At 60.4% G+C, this 24,948-nt stretch carries 18 protein-coding genes; 6 read left to right on the top strand and 12 right to left on the bottom strand.

The annotated features are described in order from the left end of the window. Positions 1-24: 24 nt before the first annotated feature. Both AC1DNW_RS21040 and AC1DNW_RS21035 read right to left on the bottom strand, forming a co-directional pair. The gene (locus AC1DNW_RS21040; RefSeq protein WP_477854245.1) at positions 25-1,026 is read right to left on the bottom strand and encodes an NADP-dependent oxidoreductase; all 1,002 of its coding nucleotides are present in this window, start codon (positions 1,024-1,026) and stop codon (positions 25-27) included. A gap of 50 nt (positions 1,027-1,076) precedes the next feature. After that, positions 1,077-1,892 (bottom strand): oxidoreductase, encoded by an 816-nt coding sequence (locus tag AC1DNW_RS21035; RefSeq protein WP_477854244.1) that lies wholly within the window; start codon positions 1,890-1,892, stop codon positions 1,077-1,079. Positions 1,893-1,977: 85 nt separating this feature from the next. Here AC1DNW_RS21035 and AC1DNW_RS21030 point away from each other — a divergent pair, with 85 nt between their 5' ends. Further along, on the top strand, positions 1,978-2,439 hold the full coding sequence (locus tag AC1DNW_RS21030; protein WP_113296426.1) for a winged helix-turn-helix transcriptional regulator: 462 nt from the start codon (positions 1,978-1,980) through the stop codon (positions 2,437-2,439). A gap of 125 nt (positions 2,440-2,564) precedes the next feature. Here AC1DNW_RS21030 and AC1DNW_RS21025 read toward each other — a convergent pair whose 3' ends face one another. Genes AC1DNW_RS21025 through AC1DNW_RS20995 form a run of 7 tightly spaced genes read right to left on the bottom strand, consistent with a single transcriptional unit; the run spans position 2,565 to position 10,432 of the window. Then, complete coding sequence (locus AC1DNW_RS21025) at positions 2,565-4,592, bottom strand: beta-N-acetylhexosaminidase (protein ID WP_477854243.1); 2,028 nt, start codon at positions 4,590-4,592, stop codon at positions 2,565-2,567. A 25-nt stretch (positions 4,593-4,617) separates the two neighbouring features. Then, the gene (locus tag AC1DNW_RS21020; RefSeq protein WP_477854242.1) at positions 4,618-5,088 is read right to left on the bottom strand and encodes a GNAT family N-acetyltransferase; all 471 of its coding nucleotides are present in this window, start codon (positions 5,086-5,088) and stop codon (positions 4,618-4,620) included. A 13-nt stretch (positions 5,089-5,101) separates the two neighbouring features. Continuing rightward, positions 5,102-6,028 (bottom strand): ABC transporter ATP-binding protein, encoded by a 927-nt coding sequence (locus AC1DNW_RS21015; protein ID WP_477854241.1) that lies wholly within the window; start codon positions 6,026-6,028, stop codon positions 5,102-5,104. Further along, positions 6,025-6,840, bottom strand: a complete 816-nt coding sequence (locus tag AC1DNW_RS21010; protein WP_477854240.1) for an ABC transporter ATP-binding protein — start codon at positions 6,838-6,840, stop codon at positions 6,025-6,027. The genes AC1DNW_RS21015 and AC1DNW_RS21010 overlap by 4 nt, the downstream gene beginning before the upstream one ends. Continuing rightward, a complete protein-coding gene (locus tag AC1DNW_RS21005; RefSeq protein ID WP_477854239.1) occupies positions 6,837-7,739 on the bottom strand; it encodes an ABC transporter permease in 903 nt (300 codons plus the stop codon). Before AC1DNW_RS21005 ends, AC1DNW_RS21010 begins: the two co-directional genes overlap by 4 nt. Beyond that, positions 7,739-8,719, bottom strand: coding sequence for an ABC transporter permease (locus AC1DNW_RS21000; protein WP_477854238.1), 981 nt, complete (start codon positions 8,717-8,719; stop codon positions 7,739-7,741). Before AC1DNW_RS21000 ends, AC1DNW_RS21005 begins: the two co-directional genes overlap by 1 nt. Before the next feature lie 18 nt (positions 8,720-8,737). Then, on the bottom strand, positions 8,738-10,432 hold the full coding sequence (locus AC1DNW_RS20995) for an ABC transporter substrate-binding protein (RefSeq protein ID WP_477854237.1): 1,695 nt from the start codon (positions 10,430-10,432) through the stop codon (positions 8,738-8,740). 638 nt (positions 10,433-11,070) lie between these two features. On the opposite strand from AC1DNW_RS20995, the gene AC1DNW_RS20990 reads away from it, so the two are divergent. The 5 genes from AC1DNW_RS20990 to AC1DNW_RS20970 all read left to right on the top strand — a co-directional run bounded on the left by AC1DNW_RS20990 (position 11,071) and on the right by AC1DNW_RS20970 (position 14,102). Beyond that, on the top strand, positions 11,071-11,262 hold the full coding sequence (locus tag AC1DNW_RS20990) for a glutathione S-transferase N-terminal domain-containing protein (protein WP_477854236.1): 192 nt from the start codon (positions 11,071-11,073) through the stop codon (positions 11,260-11,262). A 142-nt stretch (positions 11,263-11,404) separates the two neighbouring features. Further along, entirely contained in the window at positions 11,405-11,899 is a 495-nt protein-coding gene (locus AC1DNW_RS20985; RefSeq protein WP_477854264.1) for a GXWXG domain-containing protein, read from the top strand. Between the two features lie 4 nt (positions 11,900-11,903). Continuing rightward, complete coding sequence (locus AC1DNW_RS20980; RefSeq protein ID WP_477854235.1) at positions 11,904-12,272, top strand: c-type cytochrome; 369 nt, start codon at positions 11,904-11,906, stop codon at positions 12,270-12,272. 196 nt (positions 12,273-12,468) lie between these two features. After that, complete coding sequence (locus AC1DNW_RS20975; RefSeq protein ID WP_113309532.1) at positions 12,469-12,915, top strand: SRPBCC family protein; 447 nt, start codon at positions 12,469-12,471, stop codon at positions 12,913-12,915. 128 nt (positions 12,916-13,043) lie between these two features. Next, positions 13,044-14,102, top strand: coding sequence for an adenylate/guanylate cyclase domain-containing protein (locus tag AC1DNW_RS20970; protein ID WP_477854234.1), 1,059 nt, complete (start codon positions 13,044-13,046; stop codon positions 14,100-14,102). A gap of 63 nt (positions 14,103-14,165) precedes the next feature. On the opposite strand, the gene AC1DNW_RS20965 is transcribed toward AC1DNW_RS20970, so the two are convergent. The 3 genes from AC1DNW_RS20965 to AC1DNW_RS20955 all read right to left on the bottom strand — a co-directional run bounded on the left by AC1DNW_RS20965 (position 14,166) and on the right by AC1DNW_RS20955 (position 24,899). Next, positions 14,166-22,661 carry a glycoside hydrolase family 94 protein gene (locus AC1DNW_RS20965; RefSeq protein ID WP_477854233.1) on the bottom strand — a complete coding sequence of 2,832 codons (8,496 nt, stop codon included), beginning with the start codon at positions 22,659-22,661 and terminating at the stop codon, positions 14,166-14,168. A 341-nt stretch (positions 22,662-23,002) separates the two neighbouring features. Beyond that, positions 23,003-24,217, bottom strand: a complete 1,215-nt coding sequence (gene hmpA, locus AC1DNW_RS20960) for an NO-inducible flavohemoprotein (RefSeq protein WP_477854232.1) — start codon at positions 24,215-24,217, stop codon at positions 23,003-23,005. Continuing rightward, a complete protein-coding gene (locus AC1DNW_RS20955) occupies positions 24,210-24,899 on the bottom strand; it encodes a TehB-like domain-containing protein (protein WP_113309542.1) in 690 nt (229 codons plus the stop codon). Before AC1DNW_RS20955 ends, hmpA begins: the two co-directional genes overlap by 8 nt. Positions 24,900-24,948: the final 49 nt, after the last annotated feature.

The raw sequence follows: 24,948 nt of genomic DNA, 5'->3' as shown, positions 1-24,948 counted from the left end.
TACGCAGCGGTCATCGGCCTTCGCTCACTTCATCGCGATGACGACCTTACCCTTCGCACGTCCCGTTTCCACGTAGTCCAGTGCCTCGTTGGTCTTCTCGAACGGGAAGACCCGATCGATGACGGGGCGAATGGCGCCTGCCTCGATCAGCGCGGTGATCTTGCCGAGCTGAGCGCCGTTTGCGGTCATGAAGAGGAAAGAATAGCCGATCCCCCGGCGTTTCGATCTTCGCCTGATGCCCGAACTCAAGAGGCGCATGACCTGCCGGAGCAACCAGCCGAAGCCGTTCTCGCTGGCAAAGTCGGGATCGGGCGGACCGGAAATCGAGATCAGCCTGCCGCCCGGCTTCAGGACGGCAAGGGATTTTTCCAGCGTATCCTTGCCGAGGCTGTTCAGCACGACGTCATAGCCCTTCAGCACCTTTTCGAAGTCGTCCTTCTTGTAGTCGACCACCACGTCGGCGCCGATACTTTTCACCAGATCGATGTTTGCCGTGCTCGTGGTCGTCGCCACGTGGGCGCCGAGATATTTGGCCAGCTGGATGGCGACCGTGCCGACGCCGCCGGAGCCCGCATGGATCAGTATCCTCTGTCCCTTCTGCAGTTTGGCACGCTCGACCAGAACCTGCCATGCGGTCAGCGCCACCAGCGGGATCGATGCGGCCTCTTCCATGTTGAGATTGGCGGGCTTCAGGGCGACATCGGCCGCATCGATGGCGATATACTCGGCGAACGTCCCGATGCGATCCTGGCCGGGCCGCGCATAGACCTCGTCGCCCGGCTTGAACTGCCGGACATTCGCCCCGACCCGGACCACGACGCCCGCGACATCATTACCGAGCACCAGCGGAAGCCGGTAGGGCAGGATGAGCTTGAATTCCCCGTCCCGGATCTTGGCATCCAGCAGGTTCACGCTGGCGGCATGGATCTCGACCATCACGTCGTTTTCACGCAATTGCGGTTCAGGGCTGTGGCCGAGCCTGAGGGCGCCGCCTTTCTTGTAGCGATCGATCAGGAGTGCTTTCATGAGGGCGAACTTTCGTTTCTATGGTGAGCCGGCACAGCGACAAGGCAGGCTCACTCGGGAAGTTTGTTGAATTTCCGGAGGTTCTTGTCGACGAAGGACTCGGGCAGAAAGCGGCGGATAAAGCGCACCTGTCCCGCCGCTTTTCCGGCCGTGTAGCGTCTCTTTGGCGATGGCGCATTGGCGGCTCGAACAACAGTTGCGGCCACCACTTCGGGTGCATCGCCCTTCGAGACGATTTCGCGCATCAGCTTTTCGGCGTCGGCACGTACCGCATCATAGATGGCGAGCGGCCGGTCCGGCCGTGTGATGTTTTCCTCGAAGGAGGTGCGGGTGACGCCCGGTTTGACGAGCACCACACGGATGCCTTGCGTGCGCACTTCGTGGTCGAGGGATTCCGAATAGCCTTCGATCGCATGCTTGGTCGCTGCGTACAGCGCGTTGAAGGGCGCCGGGATCAGCCCAAGGATCGAGCTCAGGTTGACGATCCGGCCGCTGCGTTGCCGCCGCATCGCCGGCAGTACAGCATTCGTCATCCGTATGGTGCCGAAGACGTTGACGTCGAACACGGATTTCTCCTGCGCCGTCGTCGATTCCTCGGCGCCACCGAGCAGGCCGATCCCGGCATTGTTGACGAGAAGATCGATCCGCCCTGCCCGGCTTAGAACCTCGTCAACAACGCCCTGCACGGATTGATCGTCGATGACATCGCAGATCAGCATCGTGATCCCGTCGCCGGTCTCGGGCATCGACCTTCGGCTGGTGCCGAAAACACGGTAACCGTCGCGCCGCAGCGCTTTCGCCGTCACCAGCCCGATGCCGGAGGAAGCCCCAGTGACCAGGGCAATGCCACGTTCTTTCTTGCTCATCTCTGCCTTCGTTTTGTCATGGACCATCCGTGTACATTCTGTTACTATCAAATCGATACTAAGTCACTACCAAAAAGATATCGACATGAAAAAACTTTCAGATCAGCCCTGCCTTATCGCCCGCAGCCTGGCACTTGTGGGCGATGCGTGGAGCATGCTGATCATGCGCGACGCCCATGCAGGGCTGACCCGCTTCGATGATTTTCGAAAGAGCCTCGGCATTGCCCCGACGATGCTGACGGGGCGGCTGTCATCGCTGACCGAGGAAGGGCTGCTGGAAAAACGTCGCTATTCCGAGCGCCCGCCGCGCGACGAATATGTGCTGACAGAGGCCGGCCGCGACTTTTTGCCCGTTCTGTTTGCGATTGGCGCCTGGGGCCGCAAGTACCGCGGTGGCGGCGAAGTCACCCGTTTCTTCGATGCCGAAACCGGAACCGAGATCGATCCCGTCACCATCGACCGCGCGACCGGCGCTCCTGTGGGAACCCGCCCCATTCGCATCGCCGAACCCGGATGCGCAGCTCCGCCGCGGGATCAGCAGGACTGACTGCCAGCGCAGCTCGCTTCGGCATGTCTGCAACGCTCGAGCTCGCAGCTTCAGAGCGATGTGAATATCCATTGCCATCACCGTCTCCGGTGATGGCAAAAATGATCCTTAATCCTAATCCGAGCTTATGACTGCTGCAGCCCGTAGAGTAGTGGCATCAGCCCGGCGAGCGCCTTGAAACGCTCCCACGACTTGGACGACGGTTTCGTCCAGCCCGTTTCGGCAAGCGCGGACAGGCGCGGAAAGACGAGCCGATCGAAGACGGCGCGATCGGTCATCGGTTCGGACCAGATGCAGGCCTGAATGCCGCGAAGCTTCTGCTTCTGGGTTTCCGTCCAGCCGCCGACCGGATCGAAGGTGTAGAGCTTCTCGGCATCCGACGTGCCGGCCCAACTGGCGCCCGGCTCGTCCCAGTCCGGCCGCAACGCCATGTCGAGATAGTAGACCTGTCCCGGGCAAACGACGATCTCATAACCGCGATCGGCAAGCTCGGCGGAGACCTCGACATTGCGCCAGCTGCAGAGATAGCTTTTCGACTTGTCGATGACGTCGCCATGCGCCGCTTCCTCCCAGCCGCCAGTGGTGCAGCCTCTGGAAGCCAGGAAGCTCTGAATGCGTTTCAGGAATTCGGCCTGCAGGATTGCCGCACCCGAGCCATGGATGTCGTCGGCACCATGGGTGTTGGTGATGACATTCAGGCGCTTGGCATGCGCATCGGCAACCTCATCGCCGGCGAGCGAGCGTAAGCGAGCGAGCGCTTCCGGCGAGCCGGACCACGCGCCGAGCGGCACTTCGTCGGCGCCGACATGGATTGTCTTGAAGGGGAAAAGTTCGATGAGCTCCGAGAAAATGGTCTCGATGACCTCATAGGTCTTTTCTCGCGTCGGATTGACGCAATTGTCCGGAAAGCCCTGAACGGAATAATAGCTTCCCGCCTCTTCCGGATCGCGCAGCTCCGGTATTGCCTGCAGCATGGCGTAGCAATGGCCGGGGATGTCGATCTCCGGCACGACCTCGATGCCGAGATCCCCGGCGTAGGCGACGATCTCGCGGATGACCGGTTTAGTGTAATAGCCGCCTGTGCGCGCCGGGCTGGAACCGAGCAATGGCGGCACGGCGAGGCCGTGGCCCCGCCAAGCGCCAATTTCGGTCAGTGCCGGATAGGCATCGATCTCGACACGCCAGGCTTCATCATCGGAGAGGTGCCAGTGGAAACGGTTGAGCTTGTTCCAGGCGAGTATCGCCATCAGCTTCCTGATTTCCGCCTCGCCATAGAACTGGCGAGCGACATCGAGATGCAGACCGCGCCAGCCCATCGAGGGTTCATCTACAATCTCACCGGATGCTGGGAACTGGAAGGTCCGCGGATGCTGGCGCGCGCCGCGCCAGATCTGGCCGAGCGTGATGAGGCCGTAGAGGAAGCCGGTGTGGCTGCTCGCCTCGACGGTGATTGCCTCCCCTTCGAAGCTTAGGCGATAAGCCTCTGGGCCGAAGCCGTCAGCTTTCGTCAGGATTACAGCCGCGGCACCCTCTGCGGCTGAGCGAATGATACCCTCGACGGCGAAGAGATGATCGACCAGCGCTTTGAAGCTACCGGCTGCAGCCTTCGCCTCCCGATCCTCGGCCTGCAGCGTGAAGCCTGCCGGCAAGGGTCGCCGCGAGGCGACGGCCACATGGTTCGGCCAGGGGATGATCGAAACCTGCACCGGCACGCTGGTTGGCACGGGAAAGATCTCGGCGCCGCGCTTCAACGGTGCATTGCTGGCGGCCGAACGTGTCGGTTCAAGCGTCAGTGAAACGGTACTGCCGTCAGCAAAAGCGAGATAGGCGCTGGTTGCGCCATCCGTCCAATGGCGAAATTGCCAACTCAGCGCATGCACCGAGATCGTCCAGGTTTCGCCCGTGCCGAGAACGAAGCCTTCCAGCGGCCGGAATTCGGTGAAGTTCGAAATCCTTTTCGAAACCGTAGCGCCCTCGACGCGTCCGGCGGGATCGATCCGGCCCGGCCCGCTGACGCAAAGCGAGAAGCCTGAAAGCGGCTCGGCGGCCAGGTTCTTGAGCTGCAGGACATAGGAGAAATCCTTGCCATTGGCAGGCGGATTCCAAATGGTTTCGAGCCGCAAGGCTGAAGATCGCGGTATGGACATGGTCATTTCTTTCTGTTCGGATCGGTTGAAATCAGCTCTTGAGCATGCCGGCATAGATGCCGGGAGCGGAATCGGGGATAGGAATGGCGCCGACGGCTTTCTCGTAGAAAGCGGAGGGACCAACATCGCCGATGATCGCATAGGCGTAGCCTAGGGCCTTCAGGTCATTCAGGCTGGCGAAGAGCAGTGCCCTGCCGATACCAAGCCCGCGAAGGCTTTCGTCCACACCCGTCGGCCCGAAGAAATCGCGTGCGCTCGCCTCATGACACGAAAAACCGACGAGCTTGCCTTCGCGCGTGGCAATGAAACAGGTCGGTGGCTGGCGCGTCATCGCAACCGTTGCCTCGCTTGCCCAGGCCTCACCAAACTGTTCGTCAATCCAGCGGACGATCAGCTTCAATTCGGGTGGTATCGCGCGGCGGACGGTGACGCCAGACTTTGCCATAGCGTCGGCTGATTTTGTGTCCTGCGGCAAGGTCGACAGATTGACGAGATAATCCATGGAAGACATCCTCCTAGGTCTGAGCGCCGAGCGCGCGCATGAAATGATTGGAACCGATCTGCTCGATGACGGCGGATTCGGGACGGCTGAGCGAGCGGACGCGTTCAGCCTGCTCGAGGAAGCGTGCGCTGCCGCCGGTCACGAACGGCCGTCCGCCATCCGGCACCGCAGAGAGCAAGAGCTGCGTATAGGGATGGCGCGGGTTGGAGAGCACCGCTTCGGTATTGCCCCATTCGACCATCTGGCCGGCAAACATCACGACAATCTCTTCGGCCACATGTGCCGCCGTCGCGATGTCATGGGTGATGTAGAGCATCGCCAGTTCATTCTCCTGCTTCACCCGCGCGAGCAGATCGAGGATGTCCTTGCGGATGGAAACGTCGAGCATCGAGGTCGGCTCGTCTGCGACCAGCACGCTTGGCGCGACGGCGAGCGCCCGGGCAATGTTGACGCGTTGGCGCTGCCCGCCCGAGAGTTCGTGCGGAAACTTCTGCTTCGAGACGGCCGGATCAAGACCGACGCTCGCCAGCAATCCGGTAGTGCCGTCCTCAAGGGCAGCCCGTGACGTGTCATGGCCGTGAAGCTGCAGAGGCCGGGCAAGATGATGGCTGACTGTAAAGGCCGGATTGAGTGACGAGAACGGGTCTTGAAAGACCATCTGCACGTCCTTGCGATAGAGACGTTCCTCCTTCGCCGTTCCACGGGCCGTCAGGTCCTGTCCGCGAAAGAATAGGCTACCGCCGGTCGGCTTGTCGAGACGTGCGATGATGCGGGCGCACGTGGTCTTGCCACAGCCGGATTCGCCGACGAGCGCCAGTGCGCGGCCGGGAAAAAGCGAGAAGGAGACGCCTTTGAGTGCGTGAACCGGGCCGAACTGACGCCGGATGTCTTCAAGCCGTATGACGGGTCCGGCTGAGGACGGATGTGTCTCGGGCTTCATGCCAGTGCTCCTGAAAGATGCATTTTGCCCGGAAGCTGGGGAATGGCGTTCCAGAGCTTGCGGGTATAGTCGTGCAGCGGCGCCTGGCTGACCTGGCGCACGTCGCCCACTTCGACGAGCTCTCCTTTCAACATGATGCCGATACGCTGGCAGAGCTGGGCCATCAGATGCAGGTCATGGGTGATGAACAGCACCGAGAAACCGTAGCTCCGCTGCAGATCGACGACCTGTTCGAGAATTTCCCGCTGTACGACCACATCAAGCGCCGTCGTCGGCTCGTCCATGATGATGAGTTCCGGCCTCAGCGCCAGGCAGATGGCGATAACGATGCGCTGGCGCATGCCGCCGGAGAACTGATGCGGATAGTCGCTGATGCGCTGGGGCGGTATGCCGACGAGACGGAACATTTCCTCACCGCGCGCCCGTGATTCCTGACGCGAGCAGCCGGTGTGCCGGTAGAGCACATCGTGGAACTGCGCCTCGACGCGCATCAAAGGATTGAGCGAGTTCATGGCGCTCTGAAAGACCATGCCGATGCGCTTCCAGCGGATCTTCTGCAGCTCGCGCTCCGGCATCTTGAGAAGATCCTGCCCGTCCATGCGGATGCTGCCGCCGCTGATCCAGGCCGGAGCCTTGGAAAGGCGCGTGATGGCATAGGCGATGGTGCTCTTGCCGCAGCCGGATTCGCCCGCCAGCCCGAAGATCTCGCCTCGACCGATATTGAACGACACGTCCTTGACGGCCCGGAACTCGCCCTTGTCGAGCAAGTAGTCGACGTTGAGCTTTTCGATTTCCAGCAGGTTGTCGCTCATCGGCCGGCCTCCAGTTCGCGGTTGCGGGTACGGGTCAGGCGAAACCAGCGCGACAACGCCGGCCCGGAGCGGAGCTGCGGATTGGCGATCTCGTCAAAGGTGAAGTTGAGCAGTGCGAGGCCAAGGCCCGTCAGCGCGATGCCGACCGCCGGGACACCGACATCCCACCAGGCGCCGACCATGATCGCCGAAGCGTTCTGGGCATTATAGAGCATCGTCCCCCAGGACACTTTCAGGGGATCGCCGAAGCCGAGATATTCGAGCGTCGTCTGCGCAACGATCGCATAGATAATGCTGCCGACGAGATTGATGCCGATCAGAGGCGTGAGGTTCGGCAGGATCTCGACGAAGATGATCCGCCAGGCGGGCTCGCCGATCATTTTCGAGGCCGTGACGAAATCGCGATTGCGCAGCGCCATCGTCTGCGACCGCGTCATACGCGCTCCCCACGGCCACGATGTCAGGGCGATGATCGTCATGATCGTCATCGGCCCGACCGTACCTGCGAATGAGGCGAGCAATATCAGCAGCGGCATGTTCGGGACGACCAGCACCGCGTTTGTTGCCAGATCAAGGGCGGCATCCGTCTTGCCGCCGACATAGCCGGCGACGAGCCCGATGGCGGTGCCGATCACAGTAATCGCAATGCCCGTCGCAAAACCGACGGTGAGCGAACTGCGCGCACCCCAGACGAACTGGCGATAGACGTCGCGGCCCATCTTCGTCGTGCCGAGCACATGCTCGATGGACGGAGGTTGGTGAGAGCGGCCGACACGGGCGCCGGGTTCGCCGGGCGCAATGATCGGTGCAGATAACGCCATCAGCCATAGGCTAACGACGACGATGAGGCCGGCGACGGCCTTCTTCTGGCGAAGGATGGATCTCAGCGTGAAGCCCATTACACAGCCTCCCGCAGTCGTGGGTCGATAAACCCGTAGATGATGTCGACGAGGAAGTTGGTGCCGAGCGTGGCGAGCGTCATCAGAAGCAGCTGTCCCTGGATGACCGGATAATCGCGGGCAATGCTCGCCGTATAAAGCGTCAAACCCAGCCCCGGGTAATTGAAGACGATCTCGGTGACGATCGAGCCGCCGAAGACGGCGCCAAGCATCAGCGCAAGGTTTGTCAGGACAGGGAGCATGGCGTTGCGCGCGCCATAGCTGAACATGACCGTGAGGTGACTGAGGCCCTTGGCACGACCCATCGTCACATAATCCTCTCCGAGAATCGAAATCATCGACGAGCGCATGGTCGTCTGGAATTCGCCGATCAGGAACGGTGACAGCGTCAGCACGGGCATGATGGCGTGGATGAAGACACTGCCGGCGAAAGTGAAGTTGAACGCGGGATCGAGGTTCGGATCATAGGCATAGCCGACCGGAAACCAGCGCAGCGACACCCCGAAGACGAAGAGCGTCGTCAGGCCCACAATGACTGGCGGCACTGAAATCATCACGACCGCAAGCGGCGAAACGATCGTGTCGAAACGTCCGCCGCGCCGCCAGGCGGAGATTGCACCCAGAACCACACCGATGCAGAGCGAAAAGATGATGGCGGTGACGACGAGGAAGATGGTCCAGATCGTCGAACGGCCGAGGACCTGGACGACTGTCTGGGGATAATATTTCACGGAGACGCCGAGATCGAAGGTCGCAAGCCCCTTCAGGTAATCGACGAATTGCAGAAGCATCGGCTGATCGACGGCGCCGAAGCGCGCCTTTATCGCCTCGACGGCTGCGGGTGTGGCCCGCGGCCCGAGTTGTGCGACCATGGCATCGACGGGCGTCCCCGGCATCAGCCGGGGAAGGATGAAGTTCATCACGATGGCGAACGCCAGGGCGACCGCATAGACGCCAAGGCGCCGTCCGGAAACACGCATGTTCCTACCTCGCCAGCCTTATTGGACCGGCTTCAAACGCAGGAGATGCATGAGGCGCATCCGGTTATTGTCGTGATCTTCCGGGTTCATGACCGGGTCCTTGTCGGTGATCCAGCCGGTGAAGCGCTTGCTGGAAAACTGGTACCAAGTCGGGCCGTTAAAGACAGGCACGACCGGGAAGTCGGCGGCAACCAGCAACTGGATATCGTTGAAGATCTTCTTGTGATCATCATCCGACGTCGCCTTCAGATACTGATCGAAGAGCGCATCCAGCTTCGGGTTCTGATAGCGCGAGGGAGCGCCGGTGACGCGTCCGCCATAGGCCGTCGAGAGGCTCTGGTAATAGCCGCGGAACGGCGTCGCACCGTCAGCGCGCGAATTCATGACGACCTCGAAGCTGCCATCGAGGATCTGCTTGCGCCACTGTTCGTATTCGGGCGTGGCGACCGACGCATTGATACCGGCGGCGCGCAGGCCTTCGACGGCGATCTGCACGGCGTCGATCCAGTCGGTCCAGCCGTTGGGAACGATAATCGGGAAGGCGATCGGCTTGCCGGTCGGGGTCGTGCGGAAACCATCAGACCCCTTGTTGTAACCGGCATCGTCGAGGATCTTGTTCGCCTTGTCGGTATCAAGGCCCATGAAGGCGTCCTTGTCGCCTTCGGCATCCTTGTTGCGCCAACCTTCAAAGCGCGGCGGCAGGCCGGAGGCATGTTCATTGACGACGGGATAGCCGAAACCGGCGATATCGACCATCGACTTGCGATCCATGGCAAGGCTGAAGGCGTGGCGGAAGTTGAGATCCTTATAGGCTTCCAGATTGCCTTCATCCTTGCTCTTGAAATTCATCTGAAAGGCGACGGTTTCGGCCGGCGGCTGCCAGTAACCGTTATGGTCGGCATCCAGCGCCACGAACGTCTTGTCGATCTCGGGAATGAAGGAGCCGATCCAGTCCATATTGCCTTCGGGCAGGATGGCGAGCATCTGATCGTTGCCGGAGATCTGCGGCAGCCTCAGGCAATCGACATGCAGCGAGGCGGCATCCCAATAGTTCGGGTTGCGGCACTGTTCGTAGACCTGCGGGGTAAAGCGGCGCACATCCGTCATCGGGCCGGATCCGACCGGCTTCTCATTCTTGAAGGCGGCAGGATCGGAAACATCTTTCCAGATATGCTCAGGCACGACGGCGAGATCGGCAAGCGTCTCCGGGAAATCGGAATTGACGGCCTTGAGCTTGATCGCCACCTCGGTCGGCGACGGCGCCTCGACGGAGGCCACGGTCTCGCCGACGCCGACGGTATCGAGTGCGGCATTCTTCAGCATCAGATCGATCGTGTATTTGACGTCGGCTGATGTCAGCGGCTGGCCGTCTGACCATTTCACGCCCGGCCGCAGTTCATAGGTGATCGACTTCATGTCATCGGAAAACTTGTAGTTCGTGGCAAGGCGCCAGACCGGCTTGCCGCCGTCCTGCGCGTTGAAGATGACGAGCGGCTCATAGATGAAATCCATGGTGCTCTGCCGGCGGCCGGCAAGGTCGAAAGGATTGAAGTTCTGCACCCAGCTCGTCTGCTCTTCGATATGCATCGTCAACACGGATTCGGCGGCTGAAGCAGCCGATACCCCAAACGCCACGACCGCTGTAAGGGCGGTCGCCGCGGCCCAACCGGCACGCGCGGAAACACTGCGGAATACGCTCTTATCCAGTCCCATTTTTACGTTCCCTTAGTTTTTATTTTTGAAGTCAATCAAATTGATTTAATCAAGCTAGCGCAAGATTTCTGATCCGGTCAATCGGGTGGAAACTAAAATTTTCGGCTTTTAGCCTCTAACTTGATTACTTCGACGCACGAGCTGACAGGTTGCCAACCAACCGCGGGCTGCGTCGAGAATGCCAAATTGTCATACTTATTTTGCGTCGCGAAAAGTTTGGCGCAAGCGCCGTCAGTCAGACTGAATTCGTTGAAATGTGATTATTGATCCAGTCTATATTGAAGCCATGACGGCTCTTTTCATTACTATCAGCCGTCCAGCACCTGCTGGACGGCTATTCCAACGTTGGTCGACTTGGATTGGCCTCCCAAAGAACCGCAACAAAACCATGTAATCTCCTGATTTTATTATGACATACGAGGCCTACAATAGCTTCCCGAACAAGCGCAGGTAACCAGGTTTGTTATCGCCGGCATATGTTTGCTGCTGCAACTTGACGTAACGTTCGATACCCATGACCCAATTGGATTGGAGCAGATCCTGAGTGTCCTTCGAGTTCTTGGCAGGCAATCGTCCATCAATGTTCGCAAGGTGCTTTGGACCTGCGAAGAGATCGGCATGGATTAAGTGCAGGAGGATTGGGGACAGGGTTTGCTTCCACCCGGACGCCGGAATTTCGCGCGCTCAACCCGAATGGCGTGGTGCCGGTTATCGAAAGCGATGACGGTATCTTGTGGGAATCCAACACGATCTGCCGTTATCTCGCGTCCTGGCATGGTAGCGACGATCTCCTGGCGGCCCTCCCCGTGGAGGCGGGCGCCGCCAGATAAGAGCAGATATCCAGCATCGAATTTGAAGGTTTCGCTCAGAGACATCCAATCAGGTCTCGGAATCTTCGTTGGCAATCGCTACTTCTTTCCTGATGTGATTGTGGGAAAAGGTGAGCCCGTGCAAGCGGACCTGCAGAAAGATATGACGGTCTGGTTCCGGTCGCTGGCGCCCGTCAAACCCGTCGAGATGGTTGGGTTATGGCGAGGCGTCGGCATTCCATCGGGGCATCCGCTCGATGGAGTCCTCGAAAACCTGCGATGGTTCGGCAAACGTTTTCATCCCGACATGCGGGCCGACGCGCTACTCTTTCAGTGGCATCCGGGACGGCTCGTGGCCATGGACCCGCGCTTCGCCCCTATCGGGCTCGCGATCAAGCTGGCACCATTCGGACGGACCGCCCTCGCCCGGACCATGCTTTCGTATTTTCAGAAGGCGCTCCGCGCGCGAGGCACGACAGCCGCGCTGGAGGTTCGGGCATTCGAGCAGATCGCAAGCGCCGCAATGGTCTACAACGAGCAGCCGATCGTCGACCACTTCAGACGGGTGGACGAAAATACGCTGGCTGGGATGATGTGCTTGCGCGACGACGAAAAGCGGTTCTTTTTCAAGCTCACGAAGATGGACGCGCAAGGTTAGCGCGATGTTGAGGACAATCGCATGGGCAATCACGGCAGCTTCAGTTACAGGCAACTGTTTCGCGGCGGATGCGGATCGTGGTGCGAGAATTTTCCGGGCCTGTTCTTCATGTCACACTATCGATGACACCAGAAGTACATTCGGCCCGTCTCTGAAGGGTGTCGTGGGACGGCGGGCAGCTATCAAAGACGACTATGCCTACTCTTCCGCGCTGAAGACAGCCGGCCAAGACGGGCTTGTGTGGGACGAGCATGAACTTGCGGAATTTCTGGCAAGCCCGAGCAGAAAAATCCCCGAGACAAAGATGCGCTTCTGGGGACTCTGGAGTTTCGAAGTCGACGACCTTATCGCCTTCCTGAAGGCAAATCCGTAGTAGAGCAGGCGGCGGACGGCGGCAGGTACATGTGAGCTCTGCCGCCGCCTCCACATCGATTCTCAGGATGGGCGCCTTCCACAATTCAAACGTTGGCAACGCATGACACCCTTGCTGCGAGCGATCATCTTCCTAAAATAATGCTGGATACCGCGTCCCGCCCTCGGTCGGTGCAGATCAAACTTGGGAGAAAGCGATGCAAGAGGCCCTCGTCGTTCGCCGCGAAACGCATCTTTCTGCGCCGCCTGCTGCAGTGTTCGCCCTGCTGACGGATCCGGAAAAGATCCTCCGCTGGATGGGAACAGAGGCGGAGATCGAGCCGCAGCCTGGAGGGCTCTACCTCGTCAACGTCACCGGTGCACGTTTCGCTCGCGGCTCTTTTCGCGAAGTGGTTCCGGTTCATCGTCTGGCTTACAGCTTCGGCTGGGATGGTAGCGAGGTGGTGCCGCCGGGCTCCAGCCTGGTGGAGATCGATCTGATCGAACAGCCTGATGGAACGCTCCTGCGTCTGACGCACACTGGCTTGCCCAATGTCGAGCAATGCGCCGGCCATGCCGAGGGTTGGGCTCACTACCTTGGCCGGCTGAGCACCGTGGCGGCCGGACGCGACCCAGGACCCGATGCTTTTCATGGCAGGAAATGACCAAGCTTCTCATTTGAAAGACAAGCTGAATTCATGCGGAGGGCGATGTCTTGCCGTATAAAAACGGGCCGGCGTGCTGCAACAGCTGCCCGGCTGACATCAGGTGAGCGCTATGGCATGATCGAGGAATGGATTTGCCCGCCCACATTGCCTGGCTGATCGATGAGGCTAGCGGCTCGTCCGGCCCCGAACACTTCATAGCCGAGCTTGGTCCCCAGTTGCTTGCCGACGGTCTGCCCCTTGTGGGCGGCGCCCTCACTCTTGCCGTTCCGCATCCGATCATTGCGCGCCGCACCTGGTTGTGGCGGGCAGAAACCGGCGCCGTCATCGAGGCGCTCGATTTTGCCGGCGGCCCACTCAACAAGGCTGCGGGCGACTGGCTTGCCGGACTTGGGCCAATACATGAAGGAAGGATCGGCCGAGACTCCAACAGCCCGATATTGGGCTGGGCCGGATCCCGTTTGTTCGATCCGACCGAGGCGGATCGGTTAAACCAGGCCGCGCGCTTTGCGGCGGCACCCCTGGCAGCTCTGACCGCACGAACGGCGCTGACAACCCTGCTGGAGGCCTATCTCGGTCGACGAAGCGCCGCACAGGTGCAGGCCGGCGCGCTCGGCCGCAGCAGTGGCGAAACCATCCGCGCCGCTTTGCTCTGCGCTGATCTACGCGATTTCACAGCCCTCTCTGAAGCAACGGAACCCTCTCTCATGATCGCCACCCTTGATGCCTGGTTCGATCGGATTGCAGGCGCAGTCCACGCTTTCGGGGGCGAGGTGCTGAAGTTCATAGGTGACGGTGTCCTGGCAATCTTTCCCGTTACCGGCACGCCTGGTGAGGCCTGCGAAGCGTCGTTACGCGCCGTCGCGGCCGCCCGTGCCGGCATGGCCCATCTTGATACCTCGCGCCAAGCGCAAGGCCTGCCACCACTTCCGTTCGGCGTGGCGCTGCATTTCGGCGAGATGCTCTGGGGCAATGTCGGTGCGGCCGACCGACTGGATTTCACCGCCATCGGCCCCGCCGTCAATCTGGTGGGCCGGCTGGAGGGGTTGTGCAAGTCCCTCGGCCACCGTGTGCTGATATCAGGCGCGCTCGCTGCGGAGATCCCCACGCAACTGATCCCCTTGGGTGAGCACCGGTTGCGCGGCATTGCCGAACCCTGCGCTGTCTTCACTCTGCCATCGGATTGAACGGCGCGGTCGCGCGCAATCGCCGGGGGCAGTGACACCAGTCAATCTGCCCCCGCAGCGTTATCATTTGGCTTCCAGCAGATATCCCTCATTCAGATCATCAAGCGCGGTGCCGTTGATCGTCACGGAGCAGCGATCCGCGTCCACCTTCGAAACGGAAACCTGATATTTTCCACTCGGCAGATCGAGCTCGGCGGAGAAGCCGTCCCATCCGGGCGGCAAGGCCGGCTTGACCTGCAGCCGGCCATTCTCCGAGCGTATGCCGAGGATGCCCTCGATTGCCACACGGTAGAGCCAGCCGGCCGAGCCAGTATACCAGCTCCAGCCGCCGCGGCCCTTGAGGGCGCCTTCACCATAGACGTCGCCGGCGATCACATAAGGCTCGATCCGATAAACATCCGCAGACGATTTATCGAGCGAATGATTGATCGGGTTCAGCATCTCGAAGGCACGCCATGCGTCTTCGGCGCGGCCCATGCGGGCGAGAGCAAAGACCGCCCAGGTGGCAGCATGGGTGTATTGGCCGCCGTTTTCGCGCACGCCGGGCGGGTAGGCTTTGATGACCCCGGGATCGTTGACAGGCTTGACGAAGGGCGGTGTCAGCAGACGAATGAACTTGCCTTCTTCATCGACGAGCTTGTCGAGCACGGCCTTCATCGCCATTTCGCTGCGCTCGGGGTTCCCCTCGCCTGACAGCACGCTCCAGGACTGGGCGATCGAGTCGATCTTGTCCTCTTCCGACTGGCTGGAGCCGAGCGGCGCGCCGTTGTCGTAATAGCCGCGACGATAATATTCACCGTCCCAGCCGGCCGTTTCGATTGCGGCCTTGAGCTTTTCCAGATGCGCCGTCCAGAGGCCGACACGCTGGGTATCACCACGGGTTTCGGCATAGGAGATGAACTGGCGTAGCGCACCAGCCAGGAACCATCCGAGCCAGACGCTCTCCCCGCGGCCGGCCATGCCGACGCGGTCCATCTTATCGCACCAGTCACCGCTCATCATCAGCGGCAGGCCATTGACGCCGGTGCGCTTGATCGCGAGATCGAGGCCAAGAGCGGCATGCTCGTAGAGCGATGCGGTCTCATCCGAAACGCGCGGCTGAAGGAAGGCGTCGAACTGGCCGGGGCTGAGCTGCGCGCCTTCAACGAAGGGCAGCATCTCGTCCATGATCGCGCTATCGCCGGTCGCCGAGCAATACTGATCGACCGCATAAGCGAGCCAGACCGGATCGTCGGAGATGTTCGTGCGAACGCCGGCGCCGCTGTCTGCCAGCCACCAGTGCTGAAAGTCTCCTTCCGGAAACTGGCGACGGCCGGTATTGAGGATCTGCTTGCGAGCAATGTCCGGCGAGTGCAGCAGGAAAGCCAGCGAATCCTGCAGCTGGTCGCGCAGGTTCCAGGCGCCGCTCGACTGGTAGAAGGCGGTGCGGGCCATGATGCGGCAGCTATAGGTCTGATAAGGCAGCCAGCTGTTGACCATGAAGTCGAGCCCCTGGTCCGGCGTCGAAACGCGCGTCTTGCCGGTGAAGCTCTTCCAGAAATTGCGGGTCTGGCTGAGAACGTCTTCAAAGCTCACGGAGCGGATTTCGGCAATCAGCGCTGCCGCTTCCTCCTGTGAGGCAGCATCACCCATATAGAAGCAGATATCGCGCACTTCGCCTGGCTGGATCGTCAGATCGAACGCCATGGCGGCTGCCGGATCCCCGTCGAGATCCATGGCGTTGGAGAGCCGCGAGCCCGCCGAGACGGTGCGTGGCTGCTGGATCGTTCCGTGGCGACCGATGAATTCGCGGCGGCTGGTAGAAACGCTCGATGGCGTTTCGCTTGCCGCAAATGCCGCGACACGCGTCCCGAAGCTTACGCTGAACGGATTGCTCGCGAAGACCGACCCACTCGCGCTGTCGAAGCTGGAGATGATGAACGGTTTGCTCTTCGTCGGGTTGTTGCCGAGGATCCATTCCGCGTAGCCATAAAGGCGCAGCTTGCGTGCCTCGCCCGCATCGTTGCGGATGCGCAGCTGCGTCAGCTTGACCGACTTCTCCATATGCAAGGTCTGCGTGACCTCCAGGGCGATTTCGTCCTGAACCGTCGAAAAGACCGAGTAGCCAAGCCCATGGCGGGCTTCGAAGCGCGTGTCGGACCGCTGTGCGAGCGACGCATAGGGCACGATGACAGAGCCACGATCGAGATCCCTCAGATAGAAGGCCTCGCCCGGTCTGTTGGCGACCATATCGTTCGTCCACGGGGTCAGCTGATGGTCGCGGGAGTTCTGGCTCCAGGTGAAGGCAGAACCTTCCGCCGAGACATGGAAGCCGAAGCTGTCATTGGCCATGATGTTGACCCACGGATGCGGCGTCTGCTCGCCGCCCGACAGGCGTACGACATATTCGCTGCCATCGGCTGCAAAGCCGCCATAGCCGTTCCAGAACGCAAGATCGCTGCCGTCAGCCGGTTCTGGCGAGGCTATGCCGCGGAGCGTCCTCGGCACGAGGGTGGAATCACCCCACTGACCGAGCAGTGCGGGCGAACCGGCAACGGAGCGGGCCCGCTGCAACTGGTCGATGAGGCTGCCGTCGCGCCCGCGCAGAACGACGCGCGAAGCGGCGATGATGGCGTCATAGGCTTCGGGCGTCGTCAGATCCTTGCGCAGCACATAGATGTTGCGCTGGATACCGGCGATTTCGCTGGCGTGACGCGCCGCATCGCAGAGCTGGTCGATCGTGCGCTGCATCTCAGAGGCCGCCTCGCCGGCGCGCTCGTTGAAGATAACGAGATCGACCTCGACGCCGCGCGACTGCAGGAGACCCTGTGCCCGCAGCAACTCCTTGACGAGATCGGTACCGAGCTCATCAGTGATGCGCAGCGTCATCAGCGGCGCATCGCCGGACAGGGTCGCGCCCCAAAGCACGGACTGGGACTTCAGGCCTTCGCGAACCGCCTTGCTGTCGGCACGCAGAGCCATATCGGGATAGATGATATAGCGCGCAAACCGCTGGTAGGCTGCTGCTTCCTTCGAGTTCACGCCGATCTGGCGCAGCTGGCTCTGTGTTCTCGTCCAGGCTTGAACGAGGCCCTGGGCAAAGCTTTCCGGCTGGCGATAGTGTTCCAGCGCCGCCTCAAGTTCAGAGCGTTCAGCAGCCGCAACGGTCCAGAAGGTCACGCTGACTTTTTCACCGGCCGGCACGCGTAGCGTACGGCGCAACGACACGCAGGCATCCATGGTGAAGCCGTCGGTGCCTGACAGCTTGGCGTCCACGTCGAAGGCGGCAGCTTCGGTCAGGGTGCGCCCACGGCCGAGGAAGCGCATGCGGTCGGTTTCGTATTGCGTCTGGCCGTTCTCACCAGACGTATCGACGATGAGCTGCGCGATGGCGACATCGGGATCGGTCAGACCGCGCTTCTGGCGTTCCACGAAGATTGCGTCACCGGCAGCGGCAATCTCCGTCTTCAGGAACATACGGGCAAAGACCGGGTGTCCTGTATCGACGATATCGAGTGTCGCGACCGGCTCCATATAGGAGGTCACTTCGATGACGCGGTCTTCTGTGCCAGTATTGGTGATCGTCAGGCGGCGGCCTTCCGCATCGTGATCGCTGGCGACGAAGACTTCCATCTCGCTTGTCAACTCGCCGACGGTCTTGATGAATTCCGCCTTGTCGTCGCTGAAGCTGACGCGGACATGCTCGTTGGCAATCGAGCGCGGCTCGGCCGTCGCAGACCACCATTCGTTGGATTCTGTATCCCGGAGGAAGATGAAGGAGCCCCAGCGGTCTTCGGTCGGGTCAGCCCGCCACCGGTTGACGGAGAGGTTTTTCCAGCGGCTGTAGCCGGAGCCGGTCGCCGTCAGCATGGTCGAATAACGGCCGTTGGACAGCAGCAGCAATTCGCGCTCGCGCGATGCCGGATCTTCCAGGCGTCGCACTTCCGGACGCATGAGATCGCCCTGGATGGTCGCCGGCGCATCGGTTTCGTGCTTGGCCGCCATGACTGGAATGTCACGAGGCGCCTTTTCCTGCAGCAGCAATTCGGCTGCCTCGATCACAGGATCGGCGTGGAAGAGTTCGCGCAGCATGCCGTCGAAAGCGACGTTGGCGACGGCAGCGATCGACATGCCGTGATGGTGCGCATAGTAGTTGTAGACCACGGAGCACTGCTTGCCTTCGGGCACACGGCTCGGCGTGAAATCGACGGCATCATGGAAACCGTACATGCCGAGCGCACCAAGGGTCCGCAGCCTGTTGAGGTTTTCGAGGGCGGCGACCGGGTTGTACTGGCTTGCCAGCAACGAGGCATAGGGCGCGATGACGGCGTTCTGGCCGAGGCCACGCTTCAGGCCGAGCGTCGGGACGCCGAAATTGCTGTACAGATAGTTCATCTGGTGGTCGCGGGCGTTGAAGGCCGCTTCCGAAATGCCCCAGGGCGTGCCGAGGCTGCGGGCATAGTTCATCTGCTCGAGAACGATCAGATTATTGGTCTGGTTGAGGATGCCTCCGCTGCGCTCCTGCATGACGAGTGGCGGCATCAGATATTCGAACATCGAACCGGACCAGGAAACCAGAGCGCCGCGCGGACCGACCGGGACGACATGGCGGCCGAGCTTGTACCAATGCTCTGTCGGCAGGTCGCCCTTGGCGACGGAAAACAGGCTGGTCAGACGTGCCTCCGAGGCAAGCAGGTCATAGCACGCCGCATCGACTTCTTCCGTCTCCACGCGGAAGCCGATCGACAGCAGCCGGCGCTCGGGGCGGTAGAGGAAGCCAAAGTCCATGTCGAAAGCGATTTCGCGGGCGCGACTGCCGACGCGGATCAGCCTCTCGCTGATGGCATGCACCTGCGAGGGATCGAAGGCCTTGTCGGTCAGATGAAGCTCGCAGGTTTCCACGAGTTTTTCGGCCCAGTGGACGATCTCGTCGCTTTGCGCCGTCTTCACCTCTCGGTCGAGGCTGCCGGCAAGTTCGCGGATTTCCCGAGCCTGTCCGGCAAATCGCTCAATCAGGCCCGAGGAGAATTCTTTCTCCCGCTTGCCTGTGGCAACCGCCGTCTCGAGATCGGCGATCCGGCCATCAAGCCGATCGTGGAGAGAGCGGACCGATTTATTCTCTTCCCTGAGATCACCGAGCACCTCGCGAAGAATGGCCGCGACATCGCCGATGCCATCGAGGTCGGTGTGAACCTGGGTAAGGGGAGACTGGGCCCAGATCCGGCATGCCGACGATACGGCAATCAGATGACCGGCAAAATTGCCACTGTCGACTGATGACACATATCGGCGGCCGAGCGGCTTCAGCGTATCGGTGTGGTACCAGTTGAAGAGATGGCCGCGATACTTCTCGAGCCTGTCGACTGTCTCGATCGTCTGCTCGATACGCTTGATTGCATCTTCGAAGGAAATCCAGCCGAAACGGCGTGCCGAAATCACCGACAGCAGATAGACGCCGATATTGGTCGGCGAGGTGCGCATGGCGACAACGGCATGCGGCGTCTGCTGGACATTGTCAGGCGGCAAGTAGTGCTGGCCGGGAACCACGAAGTGATCGAAATAGCGCCAGGTGCGCCTTGCGATCTTTCGAAGCTCGTTGCGGACATTGTCAGGCACATCGAGCCGGTCTTCGGTTTCTGCCGTCTGGCTGACCGTCCAGGCGATGGCCGGCGACAGGACCCAGAGGATGACGAAGGGAAGGCCGACCACCCAGGCGCTGTCGCCTGAGGAAATGGTAAAGAGCAGCGCCAGAATGGCCAGCACCGGTGCCCGCCACATGACCTTGTAATGACCGAGGATCGTCGTCTGCGCCATAGCCTGCGCACTTGCGGCAGTGCGCCACTGCAGCATCAACTTGCGGCTGACGAAGAGGCGATAGAGCGAGCGGATGATGGCGTCGGCCATGACGCAGGCAGTGTCGGCGATGAAGACGATGCGCATCGCCACCTGGGCGTTGGCATTCTCGATATCTTTCCAGACGGTATGCAGATGGGCCTGAAGAATGATGTCACTCGTGCGCGGGATGATGCCGTTGATCAGCGACAAGGTCGGTGCAACGAACAGGCTGAAGATCAGCAGGATCTGCCAGATGAGTGCGCCGAGCGGGTCCATCCAGTACCAGCCCATCACGGATGCCAGGAACCAGGCGATCGGCGTCAGCGACCGGCGTAGATTGTCGAACATCTTCCAGCCGCCGAGCGCAGTGACGCCGCGGCGGTCATCAAAGATGTAGGGTAGAAGCTGCCAGTCGCCCCGCGCCCAGCGATGCTGACGCGAGACTTCCACTTCGTAGCGGATCGGAAAGTCCTCGACGAGCTCGCAGTCCGTTACCAGTGCGCAGCGCGCCATCGAACCTTCGAGCAGGTCATGGCTGAGAACCGAGTTTTCCTTAATTCGGCCCTTGAGCGACGCTTCGAAGGCATCGACGTGATAGAGACCTTTGCCGGTGAAGGTGCCTTCGCCGGTGATGTCCTGATAGACGTCGGAGACGGCAAAAACATAGGGGTCGAGGCCGCGATTGACAGAGAAGACGCGCTGGAAGGTCGAAGCATCCTTGCCTGTCGTGAGCGACGGCGTCACGCGGGGCTGAAGCACGCCATAGCCATCGACGACGCGTTGCTTCTCGGCGTCGAATACCGGGCGATTGATCGGATGATGCAGTTTGCCGACAAGCTTGGTCACGGTGTCACGGACGACCCGCGTGTCGCTGTCAAGCGTCATGACATATTTCACATCCTGCGGCACGCGATCGGCACCGGGCAGGAAGCTCGTGTTCGGTGCGCCGCGCAACAGCATGTTGAGCTCGTGCAGCTTGCCGCGCTTGCGCTCCCAGCCCATCCAGGCGCCTTCGCCCGGATTATATTGACGGCGACGATGCAGCAGATAGAAGCGCTGCTTGCCCTCCTCGGCATAACGGGCCTCCAGATTGGCAATCTTGCTCAGCGCATAGTCGAGCACTTCGAGATCGCGGTCGCTCTGCTCCTCCTGCGCGTCCGGCCAGTCGCTCAAAAGCGCGTAATAAATTTCGCCGCGGGCATTGGCGAGATAATGGACCTCGAGATTGCGGACGAGTTCATCGACATGCTCGCGCTTGCCGATCAGGCAGGGGATGGTGACAAGCGTGCGAGCGTCTGCCGGCAGGCCCTTCTTGAATTCGTAACCGACAAGACGATCGGGCGTGATGAAGAAGGTAGCGAAGAAGTTGAAGAGACCGGTCGCGCCTTCGGATGCCGGAAGCGCAAACATCAGCAGCAGAACGATCATCGCAAAAAGCGGCATGCCGGCATCGACGAAAATCGCATTGGTGATGACCAGCGCCAGCAGCGTCAGGAGCAGAACCGGCACGGCGATCGCCAGCCAGTTCAGCTTGCGGATCGCGCGCATGAAGCGCAGGCCAAGCGTTGGCCGGAAACCGATCTCGGCCTCCAGCGCCCGTCGCCCGTTGCCGACGAAATAATAGCCGACATTGCCCGCCGAAGAGGAGGGATCCTGGCTTTCTGCTTTCGCGCGATCGGCCAGACGCACGGCCGCCTCGGCAATATCCATTTCCGTCTTGTCGGAGCGCTTGGCAAGCTTCTCGATCTGGCGGCGATAGCTGTTGCGGGATCCGGAATCAAGCTCGGCATAATCCGTCTGCTGCCAGAGCAACTTGTCGATCGTGCTGACTTCTTCGACCCATTCGGACCAGTCGGTATCGTTGATCTCGCGCAAGCTCTTGATGATGCTGCCCATCAGCGTGTTGGCCGCGCCAAGACGCACCTGCTCGGCCGACATCACCGCTTCGGCATCGGTCCCCTTTGTCGCGAGTTTCGCCTCGAGCCAGCTGAGCGCAGCTTCGGTTGGCTCCAGCGCGTTGCGCAGGCGATAATGTAGCTGGGTGACGAAGGTCGTATCGTCGAGATTGGCGACAAGGGTCTCCAGGAAGCCGGCGGACCCTGCATCACCGAGCGCTATCGCCTGGGTCGCGGCTGCATTGGCGCTGGTGCGCATTTCACGACTCTTGTCGACGCGCGTCGCAACATGGCGAAGATTGTCGATCAGCACGTAGCGGACGAGCGAGGGCAGCGCCCAGAGTTCGCCGATGCGCAGCGTCTCCTTGTCCTGGAAACCTTCCGTGACCGCCGCCATGCCGGCATTGCTGATATTGCTATGCGCATGCGCCATGTAGAGCCAGGCAAGCGCCAGCGTGCGCGGCACTTCCGTTCCGTCGAGCTTGATCTTGCGCAGTTCGCGATAGAATTTTTTCGGAAAGTCACGGCGGACCTCCTGGATGGCTTCCTCGACGATGTAGTGGTTGTCGAGCAGCCATTCGGTCGCCGGCGTGATGCTTTCTCCCGCATCGACATCCTTGGCAGCAGCGCGATAGACCCTCAGAATCTCGCCTTCGTTCTCCCGGTGCCGCTGGAAGAAATCGAAATTCTTGAAACTCGTCACATCAAGCGCGCGGCTTTCCGCAAACTGCGCCGCCTTTACCCTCAGCTGATCATTCGACAGGAGAGCGGCGCGGATGCCGAAATCGGGATCAGCGGCGGTTGCATGAACATTCGCGCCCGAAGCGCCCGTAATATTTTGAGAGGACATAGCGTTTTCTCTTCTACTGGGTTCGTGTCCGGCCGATGCATTCTTGCGGAACTGGATGCGAGAAGGGGCACGAGCGTTTCGAATTGGGCATTTTCATTGCTTTTGAGCGGGAGTTTACATTCAAAATTGGATTGTTCGAAATGGCGGATAGTGGTCAATAGCGGCGGCAAAATGAACGGGCGATTAATCGAACCATTGGCCGGATAAAATCAGTCCCTTACCGCTATGCCGACGCTTCCATCGCCGTCTCTGAAAATGCAATCGACCAGGCGGTGCCATGGTGGCTCCGCCTGGTCGATTACCTGTTCGTGCTGTGGATTCAGACTATCCGCCGGACGCTTTCAGGCCGCCAGCAATTCATCCGCCGGGCCGAAGAATTCATAATGGATTCGGTCACTGGAAACGCCAAGCGTGCGCAGATCACTGACTACCGACCGCAAGAATGGTTTCGGGCCGCAAATATAGAAATTTGCCGTTTCGATCGGCGTGTTTGCTTCCAACCACCCTCCGGTGATGAAGCCATCCTCGTCATGAGAAAAGCCGGCAACATCTCTGGCGGCGGGCTCGCTGTAGAAGGTGCTTACCGATACCCGGCCGTGCCGCTGGGCAAGCGAACGGACATGCTTGTCCATCGCATGCGTCGAGCTGTTCATTGCTCCGTGAACGAAATGGGCTTCGACGTCAGGATAATCGGCTGCGATTGCTTCCAGCATGCTGACCATCGGCGTGAGGCCTACGCCGCCTGAAAGCAGAATCATTTCGCTGGTCGGCTCTTCAGGCAGGTAGAAGTCTCCGGCGGGCGGCGTGACCTTCAACACCGTTCCGACCTCGACGTGATCGTGCAGATAGCGCGAGCCGCCCTTGCCGTTCTCTTCCCGCTTGACCGAGATGCGATAGAAGTCCTGATTTGGTCCGGACGAGATCGAATAGTTCCGCTTCATCTTGCTGCCATCGGGCAGGCTGAGATCGAAGGTCAGATACTGGCCGGCTCGATGAAGCGCAACGCCTTTGCCGTCGACCGGACGCAAGACGAACGATGTCACCACATCGCTTTCCTTGATTTTTTCGTCAACCCTGAATTCGCGCCAGCCGTTCCAGCCCCCTGCCCGCATTTCAAGCTCGGCTCGTATCTGTTCCTCTCTTTCGATCAGGGTGTCGGCAAGGTACCAGTAGGCTTCTCCCCAGGCATTGATCAGTTCCTCGGATACCGCCTCACCCAATACCTCGCGGATTGCCGCCAGCAGCGATCTGGCGACGTGAGGATAATGTTCGGAGAGGATATGAAAACCGATGTGCTTATGCGCGATCCTTTCGATGACGGGCAAAAGAGGCGCGAGGTTATCGATGTTCTGGGCATAACCGACGATTGCCGCCGCCAGCGCGTGAACCTGAGAGCCGTTCTCGCCGTGATTGGCCTGATTGAAAAGCGCCTTGATATGCTCGTCCTTGAAGAGCAGCCCGTACATTGTCTTCGTTATGTCACTCGCATGAACGGCAACCGCCGGAGCGCTCTGCTTCACCAGTTCGATGGTGCGTGCCGAAAGTGGTTTAGGCATGTTCTTTCCTTTCAATGCTATGAACGTGGAGAGGATCGCGATCGAAGAATTCGATCTGAAATTGAACCGGGCCATGGAGCTCGAGGTGATGCTCCACTTCCGGCAGGACCCGGCCGATGCGATCGGGATTTAATGGGCTCACCGTCTGCCCTGTCACCAGGCGCATGCTGCCCGTCAAAACGCGGATGAGTGCCCAGGCGCCGGATTTGACCCGATGGCTTTCGAGAAGTGCTGTTGGCACAGTGGTTTCGTCGAAGATCTTTGTCGTCTTGTATGGCTTCAGTACCGTCCGCGCGGGTTTTTCGGCCCGCAGCTCAAGCATCTCCCCTGTCAGGGCCAGGTTCAGCCGCGAAGCTATTCGCCCTGCCTTGATCTGCATTTCCTGAGCGACCGCGAGTGGCAGCATCTCGTCCGTCGTCTCGCGCCATAGCGCAAGCCAGCGTTCAAACATTGGGGGCTCTATCCTGTCCGCATGGATCAGGTGCATCGCGACCGGATTGCCCTTGTATTTGCCAGTCGTGAGCATCAGCGAAGACCAGAATTCGGTCAGTCGCTGCAAATGCTCCGGCCAATCCTTCACCACGACGAAAATCGGACCAAGCAGCGAATCGCCCCGGACTTTCTCGTAGAACCGTTCCAGCACCGGCAGAATCTGGCTTTCTTCCAACTTGGTCGCGTCCATCGCGCCACTCCATAATCATGCATCTGGAATGCATGTATACGCAGCCAGT

This window comes from Rhizobium sp. 05L429, from assembly GCF_056397645.1.
This window is presented reverse-complemented; position numbering and strand designations above follow the sequence as displayed.